17 protein-coding genes and 2 pseudogenes are annotated in these 18285 nt (G+C 65.6%); 10 read left to right on the forward strand and 9 right to left on the reverse strand.

Annotated elements, in window-relative coordinates; genetic code table 11:
- Positions 1-4 precede the first annotated feature (4 nt).
- The gene (locus BLR24_RS02830) at positions 5-1216 is read right to left on the reverse strand and encodes a YihY family inner membrane protein (RefSeq protein WP_093012240.1); all 1212 of its coding nucleotides are present in this window, start codon (positions 1214-1216) and stop codon (positions 5-7) included.
- A gap of 64 nt (positions 1217-1280) precedes the next feature.
- On the opposite strand from BLR24_RS02830, the gene BLR24_RS02835 reads away from it, so the two are divergent.
- The 6 genes and pseudogenes from BLR24_RS02835 to BLR24_RS31215 form a co-directional block, all read left to right on the forward strand.
- The gene (locus BLR24_RS02835; protein WP_093012243.1) at positions 1281-1688 is read left to right on the forward strand and encodes a DUF2069 domain-containing protein; all 408 of its coding nucleotides are present in this window, start codon (positions 1281-1283) and stop codon (positions 1686-1688) included.
- Between the two features lie 5 nt (positions 1689-1693).
- Positions 1694-3124: an FAD-binding oxidoreductase gene (locus BLR24_RS02840; RefSeq protein ID WP_093012246.1), complete on the forward strand. Its 1431-nt coding sequence runs from the start codon at positions 1694-1696 to the stop codon at positions 3122-3124.
- Between the two features lie 109 nt (positions 3125-3233).
- A complete protein-coding gene (locus BLR24_RS02845; protein ID WP_093012249.1) occupies positions 3234-4076 on the forward strand; it encodes a thymidylate synthase in 843 nt (280 codons plus the stop codon).
- Between the two features lie 17 nt (positions 4077-4093).
- Positions 4094-4615 carry a dihydrofolate reductase gene (locus tag BLR24_RS02850; protein WP_093012251.1) on the forward strand — a complete coding sequence of 174 codons (522 nt, stop codon included), beginning with the start codon at positions 4094-4096 and terminating at the stop codon, positions 4613-4615.
- A 237-nt stretch (positions 4616-4852) separates the two neighbouring features.
- Positions 4853-5095 (forward strand): hypothetical protein, encoded by a 243-nt coding sequence (locus BLR24_RS02855; RefSeq protein ID WP_093012254.1) that lies wholly within the window; start codon positions 4853-4855, stop codon positions 5093-5095.
- Position 5096: 1 nt separating this feature from the next.
- Positions 5097-5168 (forward strand): annotated as a pseudogene (locus BLR24_RS31215) (hypothetical protein); the annotation flags it as partial.
- Here the strand turns inward: BLR24_RS31215 and ligD are convergent.
- The 8 genes from ligD to BLR24_RS02895 all read right to left on the reverse strand — a co-directional run bounded on the left by ligD (position 5140) and on the right by BLR24_RS02895 (position 14441).
- Positions 5140-7716, reverse strand: coding sequence for a DNA ligase D (gene ligD, locus BLR24_RS02860; protein WP_093012257.1), 2577 nt, complete (start codon positions 7714-7716; stop codon positions 5140-5142). The pseudogene BLR24_RS31215 and the gene ligD sit on opposite strands and share 29 nt — an antisense overlap.
- The gene (locus tag BLR24_RS02865) at positions 7695-8711 is read right to left on the reverse strand and encodes a lysylphosphatidylglycerol synthase domain-containing protein (protein ID WP_093012260.1); all 1017 of its coding nucleotides are present in this window, start codon (positions 8709-8711) and stop codon (positions 7695-7697) included. The genes ligD and BLR24_RS02865 overlap by 22 nt, the downstream gene beginning before the upstream one ends.
- A complete protein-coding gene (locus tag BLR24_RS02870; protein ID WP_093012263.1) occupies positions 8708-10258 on the reverse strand; it encodes a hybrid sensor histidine kinase/response regulator in 1551 nt (516 codons plus the stop codon). Before BLR24_RS02870 ends, BLR24_RS02865 begins: the two co-directional genes overlap by 4 nt.
- Entirely contained in the window at positions 10255-11760 is a 1506-nt protein-coding gene (locus BLR24_RS02875; RefSeq protein WP_093012266.1) for an ATPase domain-containing protein, read from the reverse strand. The genes BLR24_RS02870 and BLR24_RS02875 overlap by 4 nt, the downstream gene beginning before the upstream one ends.
- A 185-nt stretch (positions 11761-11945) precedes the next feature.
- A complete protein-coding gene (locus BLR24_RS02880) occupies positions 11946-12128 on the reverse strand; it encodes a hypothetical protein (protein WP_093012269.1) in 183 nt (60 codons plus the stop codon).
- 102 nt (positions 12129-12230) lie between these two features.
- Entirely contained in the window at positions 12231-13157 is a 927-nt protein-coding gene (locus tag BLR24_RS02885; protein WP_093012271.1) for a cation diffusion facilitator family transporter, read from the reverse strand.
- Between the two features lie 43 nt (positions 13158-13200).
- Positions 13201-13380, reverse strand: coding sequence for a DUF3606 domain-containing protein (locus BLR24_RS02890; RefSeq protein ID WP_093012808.1), 180 nt, complete (start codon positions 13378-13380; stop codon positions 13201-13203).
- A 107-nt stretch (positions 13381-13487) separates the two neighbouring features.
- The gene (locus BLR24_RS02895; RefSeq protein WP_093012274.1) at positions 13488-14441 is read right to left on the reverse strand and encodes a LysR family transcriptional regulator; all 954 of its coding nucleotides are present in this window, start codon (positions 14439-14441) and stop codon (positions 13488-13490) included.
- A 126-nt stretch (positions 14442-14567) separates the two neighbouring features.
- Between BLR24_RS02895 and BLR24_RS02900 the strand changes: the two genes are divergently transcribed.
- The 4 genes and pseudogenes from BLR24_RS02900 to BLR24_RS02915 form a co-directional block, all read left to right on the forward strand.
- Positions 14568-15518: a Bug family tripartite tricarboxylate transporter substrate binding protein gene (locus tag BLR24_RS02900; RefSeq protein ID WP_254787149.1), complete on the forward strand. Its 951-nt coding sequence runs from the start codon at positions 14568-14570 to the stop codon at positions 15516-15518.
- A 10-nt stretch (positions 15519-15528) separates the two neighbouring features.
- Positions 15529-16578 (forward strand): 4-hydroxythreonine-4-phosphate dehydrogenase PdxA, encoded by a 1050-nt coding sequence (locus BLR24_RS02905; RefSeq protein WP_093012280.1) that lies wholly within the window; start codon positions 15529-15531, stop codon positions 16576-16578.
- Between the two features lie 45 nt (positions 16579-16623).
- Positions 16624-17796: an L-rhamnonate dehydratase gene (locus BLR24_RS02910; protein ID WP_093012283.1), complete on the forward strand. Its 1173-nt coding sequence runs from the start codon at positions 16624-16626 to the stop codon at positions 17794-17796.
- A gap of 13 nt (positions 17797-17809) precedes the next feature.
- Positions 17810-18172 (forward strand): annotated as a pseudogene (locus BLR24_RS02915) (UxaA family hydrolase); the annotation flags it as partial.
- Positions 18173-18285: the final 113 nt, after the last annotated feature.

The raw sequence follows: 18285 nt of genomic DNA on the forward strand, positions 1-18285 counted from the left end.
GCTATCAAATCAATAGCACATCGCCCAGGCGAAGCGAGTGCAGCGGGCCTTTCTGCCACAGGTCTTCGAGCGGCTCCGCACGCGGCATCAACAGCTCCCTGAGCAGCGGCTCGATGGGCGTGGAAGGGTCAGCCAGCAGCACGTAGCGCGGGTCCTCGTCAGCGGTTTCTTCGGCGAGCGGCGCAATCCAGTCGATGGCAACCAGGGTTTCGAGCACCGGCACCAGCTGCAGCGTATCGATGCGCAAGTGGGTGACGAGTTCGGCGGCTCCCATGCCCTTGGCCGGCGTGGCGCGCGCCCGTGCCAAATGCTGCAGCACCTCCATCGCCAATTGCAGCGGCCATCCGGCCCGGCCGCCGCGGCGAGCAACGCCGGTCAAGAGGCTCGGCAGGTAGGCCGCGATGACGGCACCGAGCAGCACGATGACCCAGGCCACGTAGATCCAGATCAGAAGAATGGGCACCGTGGCGAATGCGCCGTAGAGCACCGAATAGGTCGGCACCAGGCTCAGGTAGTAGCCCAGCACGCGCTTGGCAATTTCGATGGCCGCCGCCACGAAGATGCCGCCGGCCCAGGCGTGCGCCCAGCGCACATTGGTGTTGGGCACGTAGTGATAGAGCGAAGCCATGCCACCCGCGAGCAGCACGATCTCGAAGGTGTCGAAGAACAGTTTGAGGATGCTGCCGCCCACCACGTCGCGCGATGCGGCGAACACATACGAGGTGGTCGAGAGGCTCACCGCCAGGATCAGCGGGCCGAGCGTGATGGCGGCCCAGTAGATCAGCACGCGCTGCGCAAAAGGCCGGGGCGAACGCACGCGCCAGATGTTGTTGAGCGTCTTGTCGATGGTGAGGATCAGCGCAATGGCGGTGATCAGGAGCACCACCAGGCCCGCAATACCCAGGCCGCCGGCCTTGCTCGAGAACTGGTTCAGGTAGCCCAGCACCTGACGCGCGATGTTGTCGGGAATCAGGCTCTCGATGAGCCAGCGCTGCAGCCGCCCCTGCAGCTTGGCGAACATCGGAAACACGGTGAAAAGTGCCAGCGCCACCGTGAAGAAGGGCACCATGGCAATGGTGGTGGTGAAGGTGAGGCTGCTGGCCGTGAGGCCGAGCCGGTCTTCCCGGAAACGCTCGCCCAGCACCGCCGCGGTATTGCCCCACGGAAAGCGCGAAAGATCCCTCCAGAGCTGCTGACGATTCATGGCCGGTATCATAAGAACCCGAACCCTCCCCTCGTCTTCGCGCACTCCGTGTCGCCAGTTCCGCGGTGTTCCATCCATGCAAACCATCACACCGCACGCCTCTTTTTCCGTCAGCACCACCCGATGGCTTGCCGTCGGCAGCCTTGGCGGACTCATCGTGCTCGGGCTGGCCTGGGAGCTGTGGCTGGCGCCGCTGCGGCCCGGCGGCTCGCTGCTGGCGCTCAAGGTGCTGCCTCTTGTCATTCCGCTTGCGGGGCTCTACAAGAACCGCATGTACACCTACCGCTGGGTCAGCCTGATGATCTGGCTCTATTTCACCGAGGGCGTGGTGCGCGCCTGGAGCGACACCAACGGCGTGGGCCAAGTGCTCGCGCTCATCGAGGTGCTGCTGTGCCTCGCGCTCTTCACGGCCTGCGCGTTGCACGTCCGGCTGCGCCTGCGCAACGCCAAGGCTGCCCGACAACTGGAGGCTTCCACCCAATGACGCCAATGACGACCACTTCTTCTCCCCTGATCGACCAGCTGCGCGCCATCGTGGGTGCGCAGCATGTGCTGAACGAAGGCGACCTCACGGCCTACGAACAAGACTGGCGCAAACGCGCGCACGGCAAGTCGCTGGCCGTGGTGCGGCCCGCCAATGCGCGGCAAGTAGCCGACGTGGTCAAAGCATGTGCGGCGGTCGGCACGGCCATCGTGCCGCAAGGCGGCAACACGGGACTGGCGGTCGGCTCCACGCCCGACGACAGCGGCACGCAGGTGGTGCTGAGCCTGCAGCGGCTGAACGCGATTCGCACCGTGGATGCCGCCAACCTCACGATGACCGTGGAAGCCGGCTGCATCCTGCAGACTCTTCAGGAGACAGCCGAGAAGCAAGGCTTTTTGTTCCCACTGAGCCTGGCGGCCGAAGGCAGCTGCACGATCGGCGGCAACCTTGCCACCAACGCCGGCGGCACGCAGGTGGTCCGATACGGCAACACGCGCGAGCTGTGCCTCGGCCTCGAAGTGGTCACGCCGCAGGGCGAAATCTGGGAAGGCACCAGCGGCCTGCGCAAGGACAACACCGGCTACGACCTGCGCGACCTGATGATCGGCAGCGAAGGGACGCTCGGCATCATCACCGCCGCGACCATGAAGCTCTATCCGCTGCCCGCCGCACAGCTCACAGCCTGGGCCGCGGTGCCTTCGCTCGACCATGCGGTGACGCTGCTGGGCCTTGCGCACAAGCATCTGGGCTCGGGCCTCACGGGCTTCGAAGTGATGGGCAAGTTTGCATTGAGCCTGGTCGACAAGCACATGCCGCAGCTGCGCGTGCCCTTCATCGGCGACGACGCCGTACCCTATTGCGTGTTGCTCGAAAACTCCGACAGCGAGTCCGAAGACCATGCCCGCGCGCGCTTCGAGGCGCTGCTCGAAACGGCTTTCGAAGACGGCTGCGTGACCGATGCGGTGGTGGCCGAGAACCTCGCGCAGGCACACCAGCTCTGGCACATCCGCGAGAGCATTCCGCTCGCGCAGGCCGAAGAGGGTTTGAACATCAAGCACGACATCTCGATCCCCGTCTCGAGCATTCCGGCCTTCGTGGCAGAGACCGACGCCCTGCTGGCCCGCGAGATCGCGGGCGTGCGGCTCGTGAACTTCGGCCACTTGGGCGACGGCAACCTGCACTACAACGTGCAGGCACCTGAGAACATCGACACCAAGGCCTTTTTGAAGAACGAGGAAGAGCGCATCAACACGCTGGTGTACGACGCGGTCGAAAAGTTCGGCGGCTCGTTCTCGGCCGAGCACGGCGTGGGTTCGCTCAAGGTCGACAAGCTCGAAAAGCACAAGTCGCCGGTGGCGCTGGAGATGATGCGCGCGATCAAGCGCGGGCTCGATCCTCAGAACATCCTGAACCCGGGCCGGGTGATCCGGGTGTAGGTCTGACGCGGGAGCCGCCCCCATCCCAACCTTCCCCCAAAGGGGGAAGGAGCAAGAAAGCAATCAGTCCGTAAAATTCGAACACCCCGGTCTCCGACACCCCTCCCTCATGACCTCCACGCCTGCCCGCCCCATCCGCTCCCAGTACGAAGACTTCATGCGCCACGTGGACACCCATGGCGTGCACAAGAGCGACCGCACGGGCACGGGCACCAAGAGCGTGTTCGGCCACCAGATGCGCTTCGACCTGAACGAAGGTTTTCCGCTGGTCACCACGAAGAAGGTGCACCTGAAGTCCATCATCCAGGAACTGCTGTGGTTTTTGACCGGCTCCAGCAACAACAACTGGCTCAAGGAGCGCGGCGTCACCATCTGGGACGAGTGGGCGCGCGAAGATGGCGATCTGGGCCCGGTCTACGGCGTGCAATGGCGCAGCTGGCCCACGCCCGACGGCGGCCACATCGACCAGATCTCCGAAGTCATCAAGACCCTGAAGACCAACCCCGATTCGCGCCGCATCATCGTGAGCGCATGGAACGTTGCCGAGCTCTCGAAGATGGCGCTCATGCCCTGCCACGCGTTCTTCCAGTTCTACGTGGCGCCGCCGCAGTCGCCGGGCGAGCGCGGCAAGCTCAGCTGCCAGCTCTACCAGCGCAGCGCCGACATCTTCCTTGGCGTGCCCTTCAACATCGCGAGCTATGCGCTGCTCACGCACATGATGGCGCAGCAGTGCGATCTCGACGTCGGCGACTTCGTCTGGACCGGCGGCGACTGCCACATCTACAGCAACCACGCCGAACAGGTGGCGCTGCAACTAAGCCGCACGCCCTACCCGTATCCCACGCTCCACATCAAGCGCAAGCCAGCTTCGATCTTCGACTACCAGTACGAGGATTTCGAAGTGCTCGACTACAAGCACCACGAGCCCATCAAGGCGCCCGTGGCGGTGTGAGTGGACCGTTCGGCCTCATGACCACACCGCGCATCAACCTCATCTTCGCCCGCGCCGCCAACGGCGTGATCGGCGCCAACGGCGCCATGCCTTGGCACCTGCCCGAAGACCTGGCGCACTTCAAGCAGACGACCGGCGCTGCGCCCGTCATCATGGGCCGCAAGACCTGGGACTCGCTGCCGCCGCGGTTCCGGCCGCTGCCGGGCAGGCGCAACATCGTCATCACGCGGCAGGACGACTGGAAAGCCGAAGGCGCGCAGCCCGCGGGCAACCTGCAAGAGGCGCTCTCGCTGTGCGAAGAATCGCAGGTGCCTGATGTATGGATCATCGGCGGCGCACAGATCTATGCCGAGGCCGAGCCGCTCGCGCAGTACGCCGTGGTGACCGAACTCGCCCACGACTACGAAGGCGATGCGCACGCGCCCGAACTCTCCCCTTCGGAGTGGCGCGAAACAAAGCGTGAGCCGCACGTTTCGGCCAAGGAAGGTTTGAATTTCAGCTTCGTGACCTACGAACGGGTCAATTCTCCGAAGGCCTGAAAAGCCGCGCGCAAAGGGACGCGCGGCGCCCGATTGCATCGCCAATACACCGATACCGGTAACCGGCACAAGCGCCCAAAACCGGCGCTGGCCCCGGAAAATGGGACCTTCGTTTTCAGTCTCGGTAACGCAAAACACATTGATACAACTGCGGCCTGAATGTGCGCTGCAGCAATCAGCCACAAGCGCGAATTTCTCCGCAAAATGCTCGTCCATATCTAGACAAGGAGACGGCTCATGTCCATGGAGTTTCTTCGGGTCCTCGCCGAGCAGAGATTGCCATTCGTCATCCATACGACGGCCGACATCGACAGGCTGCGCGTGCTGCGGGCCGCCGAGCTGGTGACTGCGTTCATTCCTCCCTCCACCAGCCATACGCCCGACGATCGTGCGATCCATCATCTCGCCCAGGTGGAATCGATCACCGCCAAGGGCAAGCTGGCGCTGAACAAAGCCACCTCGGCCTTCATCGAACTCTGACCTGACTTCGGCGCGTCGCCAAGCCCTGCGATCGGGGCGCGGCGTCAGCGTCTGCGCGTACGCGCACTGGCTGCTTCGAACCCCAGCATCTTCATTGCGGCGCCCGGACTCTTCGCCGCCTTTGCATAGCCGGCCCACGGCTCGTTGCCCCGATCGAGCCGGGCGTGGATGTTTCGCAGGGTCCACTGCGCGCCGCTCGTGAGCGCCGGTACCTCCTGCCACTCCACCGGCACCGACACGCCCATTCCGGGCCGGGCCCGTACCGACCACGCGCAGACGGTGGTCGCGCCGAAACCATTGCGCAGGTAATCGATGAAGATGCGGCCGACACGGTTGCTCGGCCCGCTCTTGGCCACGAACATCTGCGGCAATGTGCGGGCCATGTGCTGCACGATCGCCTGCGAAAAATCCTTCAGGGTGTCCCAGTCGTACTGCCGCTTCACTGGCACCACCACATGGAGGCCCTTGCCCCCGCTTGTCTTGCAGAAGGAGGGCAGGCCCAGTTCATCGAGCACCACGCGCATCAGCTCCGCCGCCTGTTGTACGGTGGGCCAGCCGACGCCCTCACCCGGATCGAGGTCGAAGGTCATGCGGTCGGGTTTTCCGATGAGCGTCTTCACGGCGTTCCAGGTGTGGAACTCGATGACGTTCATCTGCGCCGCGCTCAAGAGGCCGAGCGGGCCTGCCACTTCGATCAGCTCTGGATGCGCCGGCCACAGCGCCGGATCGAGTTGACGCACGCCCGCCATCTGCCCCTCTTCGAGATGCTTCTGGAAGAAAAGCTGGCCCTTGATGCCCTGCGGCGCACGCACGAAGGACACCGGCCGGCCCTTGAGGTGCTCCATCATCAGCGGCGCGACCAGTCCGTAGAAGCGCACTACCTCCACCTTCGTGATGCCGGTGGACGGATCGACGACGCGATCGGCGTGCGAGACCTTGAAGTTGGCGGGCATCGTGGCGGCGGGCGCGGGTCCCGCCTGGGTCTCGGGTTCGCGCTTCGCACCCGTCTGGTGGACCGGCTTCTCGCGGATGATCGCCTTGGCGGGCTTGTCGCTGCGCAAGCTGTGAAACACCGGATGGCGCACATGCCCGTCCTTGGTCCATTCGGAAAAAGTGACTTCGGCCAGCAGCACTGGCTTGACCCAATGCGCGAGGCGGTCGTTCTCGGTGGGGTCCTTGAAGGGCCGCTTGTCGACGCGAAGCGGCTTCAGCCTTTGGAGCATGTCGACGAGCGCGCGGTCGTTGAAGCCCGTGCCGACCTTGCCTGCATAGATGAGTTCGCCCTTCTCGTCGTGCACGCCAAGCAGCAGGGAACCGATTCCCACGCGCGAGCCCTTGGGATCGGTGTAGCCGCCAATGACGAACTCCTGCCGCAACGAGCACTTGAGCTTGATCCAGTCAGACGAACGCCGCGACGCATAGGTGCTGTTCTTTTTCTTGCCGATGACCCCCTCGAGCCCGATCTTGCAGGCCGAGGCGACGATGTCCTGGGGCGGCGCGTCGAAGACTGCGCTGAAGCGGATCTCGGGCGGTGCCTTGGCAAGCAGCGTCTCCAGCAAGGCCCGGCGCTCGACCAGCGGCACGCGGGTGAGATCGAAGCCGCCGTAGTACGGCAGGTCGAAAAGAAAATAGACGATGTTGCGCGTCTTCTCGGTGTCGAACGCGTTCTGCAGTGCCTGGAAGTCGGTGCCGCCGGATTCGTTGAGCACCACCACCTCGCCATCGAGCCAGCCTGGCTTGAGCTTCATGCGTTCGATGGCGTGCACCAGGTGCGGCATGCGGCTGCTCCAGTCGTGGCCGTTGCGCGTGAAGAGCCGCGCGCCTTTGGCATCGACGCGGGCGAGCAGCCTGTAGCCGTCGAACTTGATCTCGTAGATCCAGTTCTGCGGATCGGGCGGCGGGCCATCGACCAGCGTGGCCAGGAGCGGCGAGAGCTTGGCCGGCATGGCGTCCTTCACCGCATCGGCAGGCATACCCCGCCCGGCCGCCTTGCCGCGCTTTGCCGGCGAAGCAGCAGCAGCAGCAGCAGCAGTTGCAGGCGCCGCGGCAACCGGCTCGGGCATCGGCAGCTTGGCCACGCTGTCAGGGAACTGGTCGACCACGCTGAACTCGGCCGCAGGGCGGGCATAGCCGTCGTGCTCCTTGATCAGGAGCCATGCATCCTGCTTGTCGTCCTTCTTGTTGCCATGCATGCGCACCAGCGCCCATTTGCCGCGCAGCTTGTAGCCGTGCAGCTCGAACTTCAGGTGCCCCTCCTTGTAGCCCTTGCGCGCATCGCCGAGCGGGGTCCAGGTGCCCTTGTCCCAGATGATCACCTTGCCCGCGCCGTACTGTTTGGGCGGTATCTCGCCCTCGAACTGGTTGTAGGAGATCGGGTGGTCCTCGACGTGCACGGCCATTCGCTTGTCGTGCGTGTCGTAGCTCGGCCCCTTGGGTACCGCCCAGCTTTTCATGGCGCCATCGAGCTCGATGCGAAAGTCGTAGTGCAGCCGGGTCGCCCAGTGCTTCTGCACCACGAACTGCAGCATACCGGGCGCCGATGCGCCCCCTTCCTCCGGCTCGGGCGTGACGCCGAAGTTGCGCTTCTCCTTGTAGCGCTTCAGCGGGTTTGCGCGCGCCATGGTGCGTCGACCTCCGAATCGCCTTGCGGATGGCTTGCCGCATGGCGTTCGAGAAGCACGTAGAGCACGATGCCCCCGCCCAGCGGCAGCAGGTAGTAGAGCGCGCGGTAGGCGAGCACGGCCCCCATCAGGGCACCCTGGCGCACGCTGCCCGAGAGCAGCGCCAGGTACACGGCCTCCAGGACGCCGAGCCCGGCCGGAATCGGCGTGATCACGCCGACGATGGCCGCGGCCAGCAGAACGCTCAGCGTGGTTGCATACGGCACCTGCCGGCCGAGCAGCAAGTACATGGCGCAGCCCATCAACGCCCAGTTGGCGGTGGAGAGCGTGAGCTGGATGAGCGCCAGTTTCGCGGAAGGCAGCCTCAGCCGCCGCCCTCGTACCTGCCATTGCCGGCCGCGCGAAAAAGCGCAGGCCACCACGTAGGCCGCCGCGAGAAGGATCATCAGGACGCCGAGGGCGCGCAGTGCGTCCGCTCCGATGCTCGCCTGGCGCGGCGGCGCGATGACGCCGGCCGCGAACAGGCCGCCGGCCAGCAGCCCGTAGCCGAGCCAGTTCGTCGCCAGGCTGACACCCACGATCTGGGCCACCACGGTTTCATCGAGGCCGGCACGCGCGTAGAGCCGCGCGCGCAGCGCAATGCCACCGACCAGCGAACCGAGGTTGAGATTGAAGGCGTAGCTGGAAACGGCAATGGCCCAGGTGCGCCAGCGCGGCACCCGATGGCGCGTGTGCCGCCGGCCGATCAGGTCGTAGCAGCCGTAGAGCGCATGGCTTGCGGTGGCAATGCCGAGCACCCCCAGCAGCAGCGTTGCCGGATAGCGCTGCAGCGCCTCCCACGCGCCCGCCCAGTCGACCTTGTGCGCATGCGACAGCAGCAGGCCGAGCACCGCGAGCCCCACCAGCGGCAGCACCCATCGGCGGCAGCGCCGCCAGAGCGAAGGCCGCTGGGCCGAGCGGGCGGCCGCCGAGAGCGTGGACGCATCGTGGTTCATGAATGACCCCGCAGAATCGAGATCAGCACCGCCAGGTCGAGGGGCTTGAGCAGGTGATGGTCGAAGCCCGCCTTTGCGATGCGCTCCCTGTCGCCCCGCTGCCCCCAGCCAGTCAATGCGACGAGGAGGAGGCCGGCAAGCGCAGGATTGGCGCGCAGCCTCATGGCCAGTTCACAGCCGTCCATGCCCGGCATGCCGATGTCCAGGATCGCGAGCCCGGGTGGCGGGCCATCGGCGATCATGCGCAATGCGGCGTCGCCGCTGTAGGCCACGCGAGTCGTTGCGCCGAGCGAGCGCAGCAGATCGCCGAGCGCATCGGCCGCATCCCGGTTGTCGTCGACGATCAGCACCGTGCCCTGCAACGATGACGGCCAGCCGCGAATGACGGGCAATGGGGCCTGGGGCACGCCCGCCTCGAGTTGCGTGAGCGGCAGGCGCACGCAGAACATTGCGCCGCGGCCGAGCCCGTCGCTTCTTGCCTCGACGCTGCCGCCATGGAGTTCGACCAGGCTCTTGACCAAGGTCAGCCCGATGCCCAGCCCGCCTTGCGCCGCCTTGGAGGTGCCACTCACCTGCACGAACATCTCGAAGATCGACTTCAGCATCTCGGGTGCAATGCCAGTGCCGTTGTCCCACACTTCGACCACGGCGCTGCGCCCTTCCTCGCGGAGAACGATGCGGATCTTTCCACCGGGCGCGGTGTACTTTGCGGCATTGTTGAGCAGGTTCGAAAAAACCTGCGTGAGGCGAACGCCGTCGCCTCGCACCACCAGCGGCTGGCTGCACAGGTCCATGCTCAATGTGTGGCTGGAGCCTTCCAGCAAAGGCCGGCTCAGCTCGATGGCATCCTTGATCACCGCTTCGAGCGCGACGGCTTCCATGCGCAGCTCGATCTTTCCGCGCGTGATGCGCGAGACCTCCATCAGGTCGTTCACGAGCCGCACCATGTGCTCGATCTGCCGGCCCATGAGCTCGTAGTAGCGCAAGGCCTCCGAGTGCTCGTGCGGCTTGCGCATCAAGAGGGTCAGCGCGGTGCTCATCGGGGCGAGCGGGTTGCGCAGTTCATGCGCCAGCGTGGCAAGGAACTCGGTCTTTCGCTGGTCGGATTCGCGCAGGCCATCGAGCAGGCCGCGCAGCTGGTACTGCCGATTGCGTGCCCGCAGCGCCGTGCGAACCGTGCTGATCAGCGACGCCACGCGCATCGGCCGTTCGATCACCGTGACGTTCGCGAGCCGGTCCATGGCCGCGGCGATGGCGGGCGAGTCGGCGCCCTGGCGGGCCAGAATGAGCACCGGCAGGTCGGACCAGGGGGGCTGCGAGCCCAGCGCTTCGGTCAACGCGGCTGCGGCCGGATCGGACAGCACTTCTTCCGCCAGCATGATGGCACCGGCACCTTCCTGGAGCCCACGCACCAGTTCGCACAGGTTTGGGCAGGTATGCACGGTGACCTGCGCACGTGCCAGCACGGCGCTCGCCATGAAAGCATCCCTGGAGGTCGCGGTGCGCAACAGGATGCGCTGCTCGACGGACGCGGGTAGCGAGCTCACGATGCAGGCTGTACGCCGTCGATGGGAATTGGGATGGGAATGCCCGTCAGGATGCCTCTGAAATGGCGCAGCGGCTCGCCCACCCGCAGGCCCGTGGAGGTCATGGAGAAATCGCGGATGGTCCGCTCGTGCGCACCGCCGCGCTTCTTCAGCACCGAGATCGCCTGGCGCACTTCGCCGTCGAGCTCGAAGTAGCGCAGCAGCACGACGGCGTCCGCCAGGTAGCTCGCATCCACGGGCGTCTGCATCTGCATGCCGATGAGGCCGTGCTGCGCACCCACCAGCAGCGTGGCAACGCCGGCCTGTCCGAGATAGGAAAGCAGCTCATGGAGCTGCGCGATCAGGAAGCGCTCGTCGGGCATGGCATTGAGATAGCCGTTGAGGCTGTCGATCACCACCACCGCCGCGCCCGATTCGACCACCGCCAGCCGGATCAGGTGCACGAACTCGCCCGGAGACAGCTCGGCAGGGTCGACCTGCCGCACCTTGATGCGGCCGGCTTCGATGTGCGGCGCCAGGTCCATGCCCATGCTTTCGCAACGCGTCCGCAGCGTAGTAATGCTCTCGTCGAAGATGAAGAGGGCAGCGCATTCGCCGCGCTGTGCCGCGGCCAGCGCAAACTGAACCGCGACCGTCGATTTGCCGGTGCCCGGCGCACCGACGAACAGCGTGCTCGTGCCCCGCTCGATGCCGCCGCCCAGCAAGGCATCGAGTGAATCGATACCGCTGGGAATTCGCACCTGTGTCAGGGCCGATGCATGTTCTGCCGCCACCAGGCGAGGGAATACGCGCAGTCCGCCGCGCTCGATGCGGTAGTCGTGATAGCCACCCCGAAACTGCTGGCCCCGGTATTTGGTGACGATGAGCCGGCGCCGCGCGGCGCCGTAGTCGGAGCTGATCTGCTCCAGCCGCAATACGGCGTGGGCAATGCTCTGCACCTGCAGGTCGTGCTTCATGGCGGTCATGTCGTCGAGCAACAGCACGGTGCACTGGCGGCCCGCAAAGAACTGCTTGAGCGCAAGAATCTGGCGCCTGTAGCGCAGCGAACTGCCGGCCAGGAGGCGCAGCTCGGAGAGCGAATCGAACACCACCCGCGACGGCTTGAGCACGTCCACGTCCGAAAGGATCTTCAACGTCGTCTCGCCGAGCTCGACCTCGGAGGGATGGAACATCGTGTACTGCTCGTCGGGTTCGAGCGCGGCTTCCGTCGGAAGCATCTCGCGCACTTCGATGCCACCGAGGTCCCATCCATGGGAATGCGCCACGCCGCGCAGTTCTCGTCCCGTTTCCGAAAGGGTGACGTAGAGCACCGATTCGCCCCGCTTCGCCCCTTCGATCAGGAATTGGAGCGCAATGGTGGTCTTGCCAGCGCCGGGCGTACCTTCGACGAGGTAGAGGCGGTTGGACGTGAGCCCGCCGCCAAGAACATCGTCGAGCCCCGGAACGCCCACCTGCATCAAGCTTTCCTGCATGGCCGACCCGGCCGCGCCGTCAAGTTTCATTTCTTCCTCCGTCGTACGGGCAGGCGATCTTTTCTGCCCTCTTCTCCCCGCCAACCGCGGCGGAAAGCGGCTCCGCAGGCCAAGCCGCCACTGCCATCCGAGGGTTCTAGCAAGGCAGCGTGGCGGCGGTTGTAGGGAATCGCCGTTCTTCGCGAGAAGACAAAGCCACTGCGCCGAGTTGCGGATCAGGATTTGTCGGGCGTCTTGCGCTCGGCGTCGCCACGGTCCTCGAGCTTCTTGTTCTCGACCTTTTTCATCATTGCCTCGCCGTCGGGGTCGGTTCCGTCCGTGGGCACGGACTCTTCCTGGGTGATTTCAGGTTCGTCGGGGGAATGTTTGGGGCGCGGCGATGGCGATGGCGTGTTCATTTGGCAATCTCCTGAGTGGCTTCCAATGGTGGTGCGGGCGCCACCGCGGACGCTCGGGCAAAGACGGATGTTGGGGTAAGCAAAGACCGACGGCCAGGCCCGCTAGGAAGCCTGCACCACCGCGCCCACCGGCGACTCGCTCGCCTCGATGAAGAGCCGCCTGATCATCGGAAACCGCGCGCGCACCTGCTGCTCGATCGCGGAGATGGCGTCGGCCGCATCGCCGGTGGCCGTGCCATCCTTGAAATTCACATCGACGATGACCAGGACGTCATCGGGGCCGATGTACATCGACAGCACGCGGCCGACCTCGCTGACGCTGGGCTGCTCCATTGCCAGGCTGCGGATGGCGCGCGCGGTCTCGGGCCGAATGCCTTCGCCGATGAGAAGCCCGCGCGCCTGGCTGATCAGCAGCACCGCCACGCCCGCCAAGAGGAGCCCGATCACCACCGACGCGGCGCCGTCGAGCGCCGGCAAGTCGAGCCGGTGGCTGAAGTAGATGCCCAGCGCCGCCACGACCAGCCCCAGCAACGCGGCCGAGTCCTCGGCCAGCACGGTGTACGTGGTGGGATCCTTGCTCTGCTCGAGTGCGCGCCAGAAAGGCGCGCCGCGCGACTGGGCGCGGAACTGCCGCAGCGCAACCAGGAAACTCGCGCCCTCGAACAGCACGGCCAGGCCCAGCACCACGTAGTTCCAGGTCGGATCCCGCATCGGCTCCGGGTGGCGGATGTGCTGGACGCCTTCGTAGAACGACACGCCGCCGCCCAGGCCGAAGATCAGCACCGCGACGATCAGGCTCCAGAAGTACAGCTCCTTGCCGTGGCCGAAGGGGTGCTCGACGGTCGGAGGGCGCCGGCTCAGGCGGATGCCCACCAGCAGCAACACGCCGTTGAAGGTGTCGACCGCCGAGTGAATACCTTCGGACAGCATGGCCGAACTGCCGGTGATGCCGGCCACCACGAACTTGGTCGCGGCAATGGCCACGTTGGCCGCAATGGCGCCGTAGATCGCAAGCTTCGACTCAGCCATTCAGCGCGTGCGGCCGGAGGCCTGCTCCCTCGCGCTTCCAGCTTCAGGGAAGGCCAAAGTAGACGCGCAGATCGTCCTTGATGGTGCCGGCGGACGCGACGGCCATGCGCAGCCGCGCCTCGCTGACGCCGAACCACTTTGTCCAGTAGTCGACCTCTTTCAGGTCGGTGATGTCGATTCGCTCGTCGTTCTGCGGAACGCGGATCTCCATGTCGTCCGGCATCGGGATCTCCAAGTGGTTGGGAGACAGCAGTTTGGCAGCCCGAAAATACCGCCGGGCCGGACGAATGCCATCGTCGATGCAGGACAATTTCTACACGCACCCTCCCGCTACTCCGCGCGGGCAGCTTTCGGCCTGGCATGCACCAGCTCCAGAAAATGCTCCGCGGGCTTGGTCAGCGGGCGGTCCTTGCGCACCAGGCTGCCGTAGGCCTCGAGCTTCTGGCGGATGCGGTAGTGCACGATGTGAAGCAGCCCGTGCTCGGCGTCGCGGCGCGCCATCGCCTCAGGGACCACCGCGATCATCTGCGAACGGCGGATCAGGTTGATGGTGGTCAGGATGGAGCCGGTCTCGATCAGCCCCTTGGGCAGCGTCGCGTGATGATCGCGAAACTCGTGTTCGATCAGATCGCGCATCGGGCTGCCGGCCGGCTGCAGTATCCAGGGGTAGTCCAGCAGCATCTCGAACTCCACCTTGCGCTTGCGCGCCAGCGGATGGTCGTTGCCGACCACCACCGCAAGCCCCTCGTCCTCGATGGCCCTGAACACGCAGTCGAAGCCCGGCTGGCTGACCAGCCGGCCGATCACCACTTCGAGAACGCCCTCGCGCAGCTGCGCCAGCAGGCGGTCGCTGGTGTCGACCGCAATCTCTACCGACAGCAGCGGAAACAGCGCCTTCAGGCCGAGCAGCGCCTCGGTCAGGTGTCCGGGCGAGGCGGCCATGATGCTGCCGACGGAGAACTTGCCAGCGCTGCCGAGCCGCAGTTCGCCGAGTTCGCGGTTCAGCGCCTCCATGCTGCCGCGAATGCTGCGGAAATAACCGGTCACGCGCTCGCCAGCCGGGTTGAGCTGCAGGCCCCGGCCGACGCGGTCGAACAGCGACTGGCCGAGCGCGCTTTCGAGTTCATGAAGCATCTTGGTGGCCGCCGGCTGCGTCAAGCCGAGCTGCCCCGCCGCGGCGCGCAGGGTGCGCCGGTCCTCAATGGCCAGGATGAGGGCGATCTGCCGCATGCGCAGCCGGTTGAGCAGTTGGGGCGTGGTGTCCTGCTTGTCGATGGAGCCCATTGTTTGATCACCTCCAGTTATTGATCGATCAAGAGCTTTCAGTTTACGAGGATCAATCGGCTGCCTACGATTGGCCCCGAGGATTTTGGAAAAACAGTCGGAGACAAGCAGATGAAACGAACGCTCATGGCGGCCACGGCCGCGGGGCTGCTGGCACTTGGCGCCGGCGCCACACAGGCCCAGGACTGGCCCACTCGCCCCATCAAGATTTATGTCGGTTCGGCGCCGGGCGGCGGCACCGATGCCATGGCCCGCGCTGTGGCCGACCGGCTCGGACCGCTGCTCAAGCAACCGGTGGTGGTCGACAACCGGCCCGGCGCATCGAACACGCTCGCGGCCGACGCAACAGCCAAGTCCACCGACGGCTACACGATGGTGATGGGCGTGGTCACGGCGCATGCGATTGCGCCGCACCTGCTCAAGCTCAACTACGACAGCAACCGCGACCTGGTGCCGGTGGCTTTCGTCGGCGCGGTACCCAACGTGCTGGTGGTGAGCAACAGCCTGCCGGCCGACTCGGTGCAGGGGCTGGTCAAGCTCGCGAAGCAGGAGCCGGGCAAGCTCAACTACGCAACCAGCGGCGCGGGCAGCACGCAGCACATCGCGGCCGAGATGTTCAAGGATGCGGCCGGCGTCAACCTCGTCCACGTGCCGTACAAGGGCAGCGGCCCCGCGCTGATCGACCTCGTCGGCGGCCAGGTGCAGCTGAGCTTCGACACCATGCCGTCGGTGATCGGGCAGATCCGGAACAACAAGGTCCGCGCGCTGGCCGTGACCACGCCAAAGCGCAACCCGCAACTGCCCAACGTGCCAACGCTGGCCGAGGCCGGCGTGCCCGGCATCGAGATGAGCGCCTGGTACGGCATCTACATGCCGGCCGCAACGCCCAAGGCGGTGCAGGACAAGGTGCACGACGCCGTGAACCAGGTGCTTGCCATGCCCGAAACCAAGACCCGCCTCGACGCCATCGGCGCCGAGATCACGCCGATGACCCAGGCGCAGTTCGCGCAATTCCATGCCGCCGAATACAAGCGCTTTGGCGAGGTCATCAAGAAGAACCACATCAAGCTGGACTAGGCATCTCTCGATGAACATGCAAGCCCTCCCCGTCGTCGCCCTCACCCTGGGCGACCCCGCCGGCATCGGCGCCGAACTGATCGCGCGGCTGCTGGCCCGGCCCGACGCCACCGCGGACGCGAACATCGTGCTGATCGGCGACCGCTGGCTGTGGGAAGACGGCCAGCGCATCGCCGGCGTCTCCGTCGGCACCGACGAGGTGAAGACACTGGCAGAAGTGCGGAGCCGCGCGAGCACGGCGCGTCCGGCCTTCCTGGCGGTGCAGAGCATCGATCCGGCGCTGGTGCAGCGCGGCCAGGCCGCTGCACCGGGCGGGCGCGCGGTGCTGAAAGTGCTCGACCAGTGCATGGACGCGACGCTGGCCGGCGAGGTCGATGCGATCTGCTTTGCGCCGCTCAACAAGCAGGCCATGAAGATCGGCGGCATGCAGCATGAAGACGAGCTGCACCACTTTGCGGAGCACCTGGGCGTGACCGGCTACTTCTGCGAGTTCAACACGCTCGGCGAGCTCTGGACCTCGCGCATCTCGTCGCACGTGCCGCTGAAGGACGTGGCTGGTTACCTGAGCGTGGAGCGCATCGAGCATGCGGCCGAACTGATCTACCGTTCGCTTCTGGCCAACGGCGTGGCCGAGCCCAAGGTCGCGATCGCGGCCTTCAATCCGCACGGCGGCGACGGCGGTGTGTGCGGGCGCGAAGAGGTCGAGATCATCGAGCCGGCGGTCAAGGCTCTGCAGGCACGCAGCTGGCCCACCGCGTCTCCTTTCCATGGCCCGTTCCCGGCGGACACCATCTTTCTGAAAGCCCAGGCCGGGGAGTACCAGGCGATCGTGACCATGTACCACGACCAGGGCCAGATCGCGATCAAGCTGCTGGGCTTCAGCCGCGGCGTCACGGTGCAGGGCGGGCTGCCGATTCCTATCACCACGCCCGCGCACGGCACCGCCTATGACATCGCAGGCCAGGGCAAGGCCAGCGCCGAAGCCATGTGGCAGGCGTTCCGGATTGCCAGCCGCATGGGGGCCACGCGCATTCTCGGCAAGACCGCGACCCCGGCCTGAGCCACACATCCAACACCTACCTCCTACCTTAGAAAGATCGAGAAGATGAAGATCAAATCCGTGCGCGCCCGAGTCTTCGAATGGAAGGGCAAGACCGTTCCTCCGCAGGGCAACTTCTGCTCCAACGCAATGGACCTGCTGTACGCACCGCAGGAAACCATGAGCACCTTCCGCTTCCATTCGTGGACCGTGGTCGAGATCGAGACCGACGACGGCATCGTGGGCCTGGGCAACGTGGCGCTCGCGCCGGCCATCGCCAAGGCCATCATCGACCAGTACCTGGCGCCGCTGGTCATCGGCCAGGACCCGTGGGACTACGAGTACCTGTGGCAACGCATGTACCGCACCACGCACGCCTGGGGCCGAAAGGGCGTGACGATGGCCGCCATCTCGGCGGTCGATCTCGCGATCTGGGACATCCTGGGCAAGTCGGTCAACAAGCCGGTGTTCAAGCTGCTCGGCGGCCGCACCAAGGAAAAGATTCCCTGCTATTACTCGAAGCTGTACCGCACTGACCTGAAGGAAATGCAGGCCGAGGCGCAGAAGTTCCTGGACCAGGGCTTCACCGCTTTCAAGATGCGCTTCGGCTACGGCCCGGCGCACCTGCAGAAGGGCGTGGCGGAAAACCTGAAGTCGGTCGAGGCGGTGCGCGAAGTCATCGGCTACGACAACGACCTGATGCTCGAGTGCTACATGGGCTGGAACGTCGAGTACGCCAAGCGCATGCTGCCCAAGCTCGAAAAATTCCAGCCGCGCTGGCTCGAGGAGCCGGTGATCGCCGACGACATCGACGGCTATGCCGAGCTGAACCAGCTGACCAGCATTCCGATCTCGGGCGGCGAGCACGAGTTCTCGCTCTACGGATTCAAGCAGCTGCTGGATCGCAAGGCCGTGTCGGTGGTGCAGTACGACACCAACCGCGTGGGCGGCATCACGGCGGCGCACAAGATCAACGCGCTGTGCGAGGCCTACAGCGTGCCGGTCATTCCGCATGCGGGCCAGATGCACAACTACCACCTGACGATGAGCACGCTGGCTTCGCCGATGAGCGAGTACTTCCCGATGCACGACGTCGAAGTGGGCAACGAGCTGTTCTATTACATCTTCGACGGCGAGCCGGTGGCCGAGAACGGGTTCGTGCAGCTCGACGACAACAAGCCGGGCCTGGGCCTCACGCTGAAGACCGAGCACCTCAAGGACTTCAACATCGTCGAGTGACGGTGCAACAGCCATGTCCCAGCCCCGCTCCCACGCCCGCGTGATCCGGTTGCATGCCGATGACGATGTCGTGATCTCGCTCGACCAGCTGGTCGCGGGCACGCACATCGAAAGCGAAAACGTGGCCGTGGCCGGGCTGATTCCGCCGGGCCACAAGATGGCCACGCGCGCCATCGAGCCGGGCGCCGCGGTGCGCCGCTACGGGCAGATCATCGGCTTTGCGAGCAGGCCGATTCGCGCGGGTCAGCACGTGCACACGCACAACCTCGCGATGGGCGATTTCACGCGTGACCATGCGCATGCGATCGATGCGCGCCCGACACTACATGCCGCCGAGCCCGCGACCTTCGAAGGCATCGTGCGCGAAGACGGCCGCCGTATACGCTGGCTTGAGGCGGATCGCGACGAGAGAGAGATCGCTCTGCGTGCCTGGAGTGGGTGTAACCAGGTTTTTCGACTGCTTTTGCTAAGCTGGCGTCCCTTCGCGGC

The sequence above is a fragment of the Variovorax sp. OV700 genome, assembly GCF_900099805.1.
Classification (GTDB): Bacteria; Pseudomonadota; Gammaproteobacteria; order Burkholderiales; family Burkholderiaceae_C; genus Variovorax.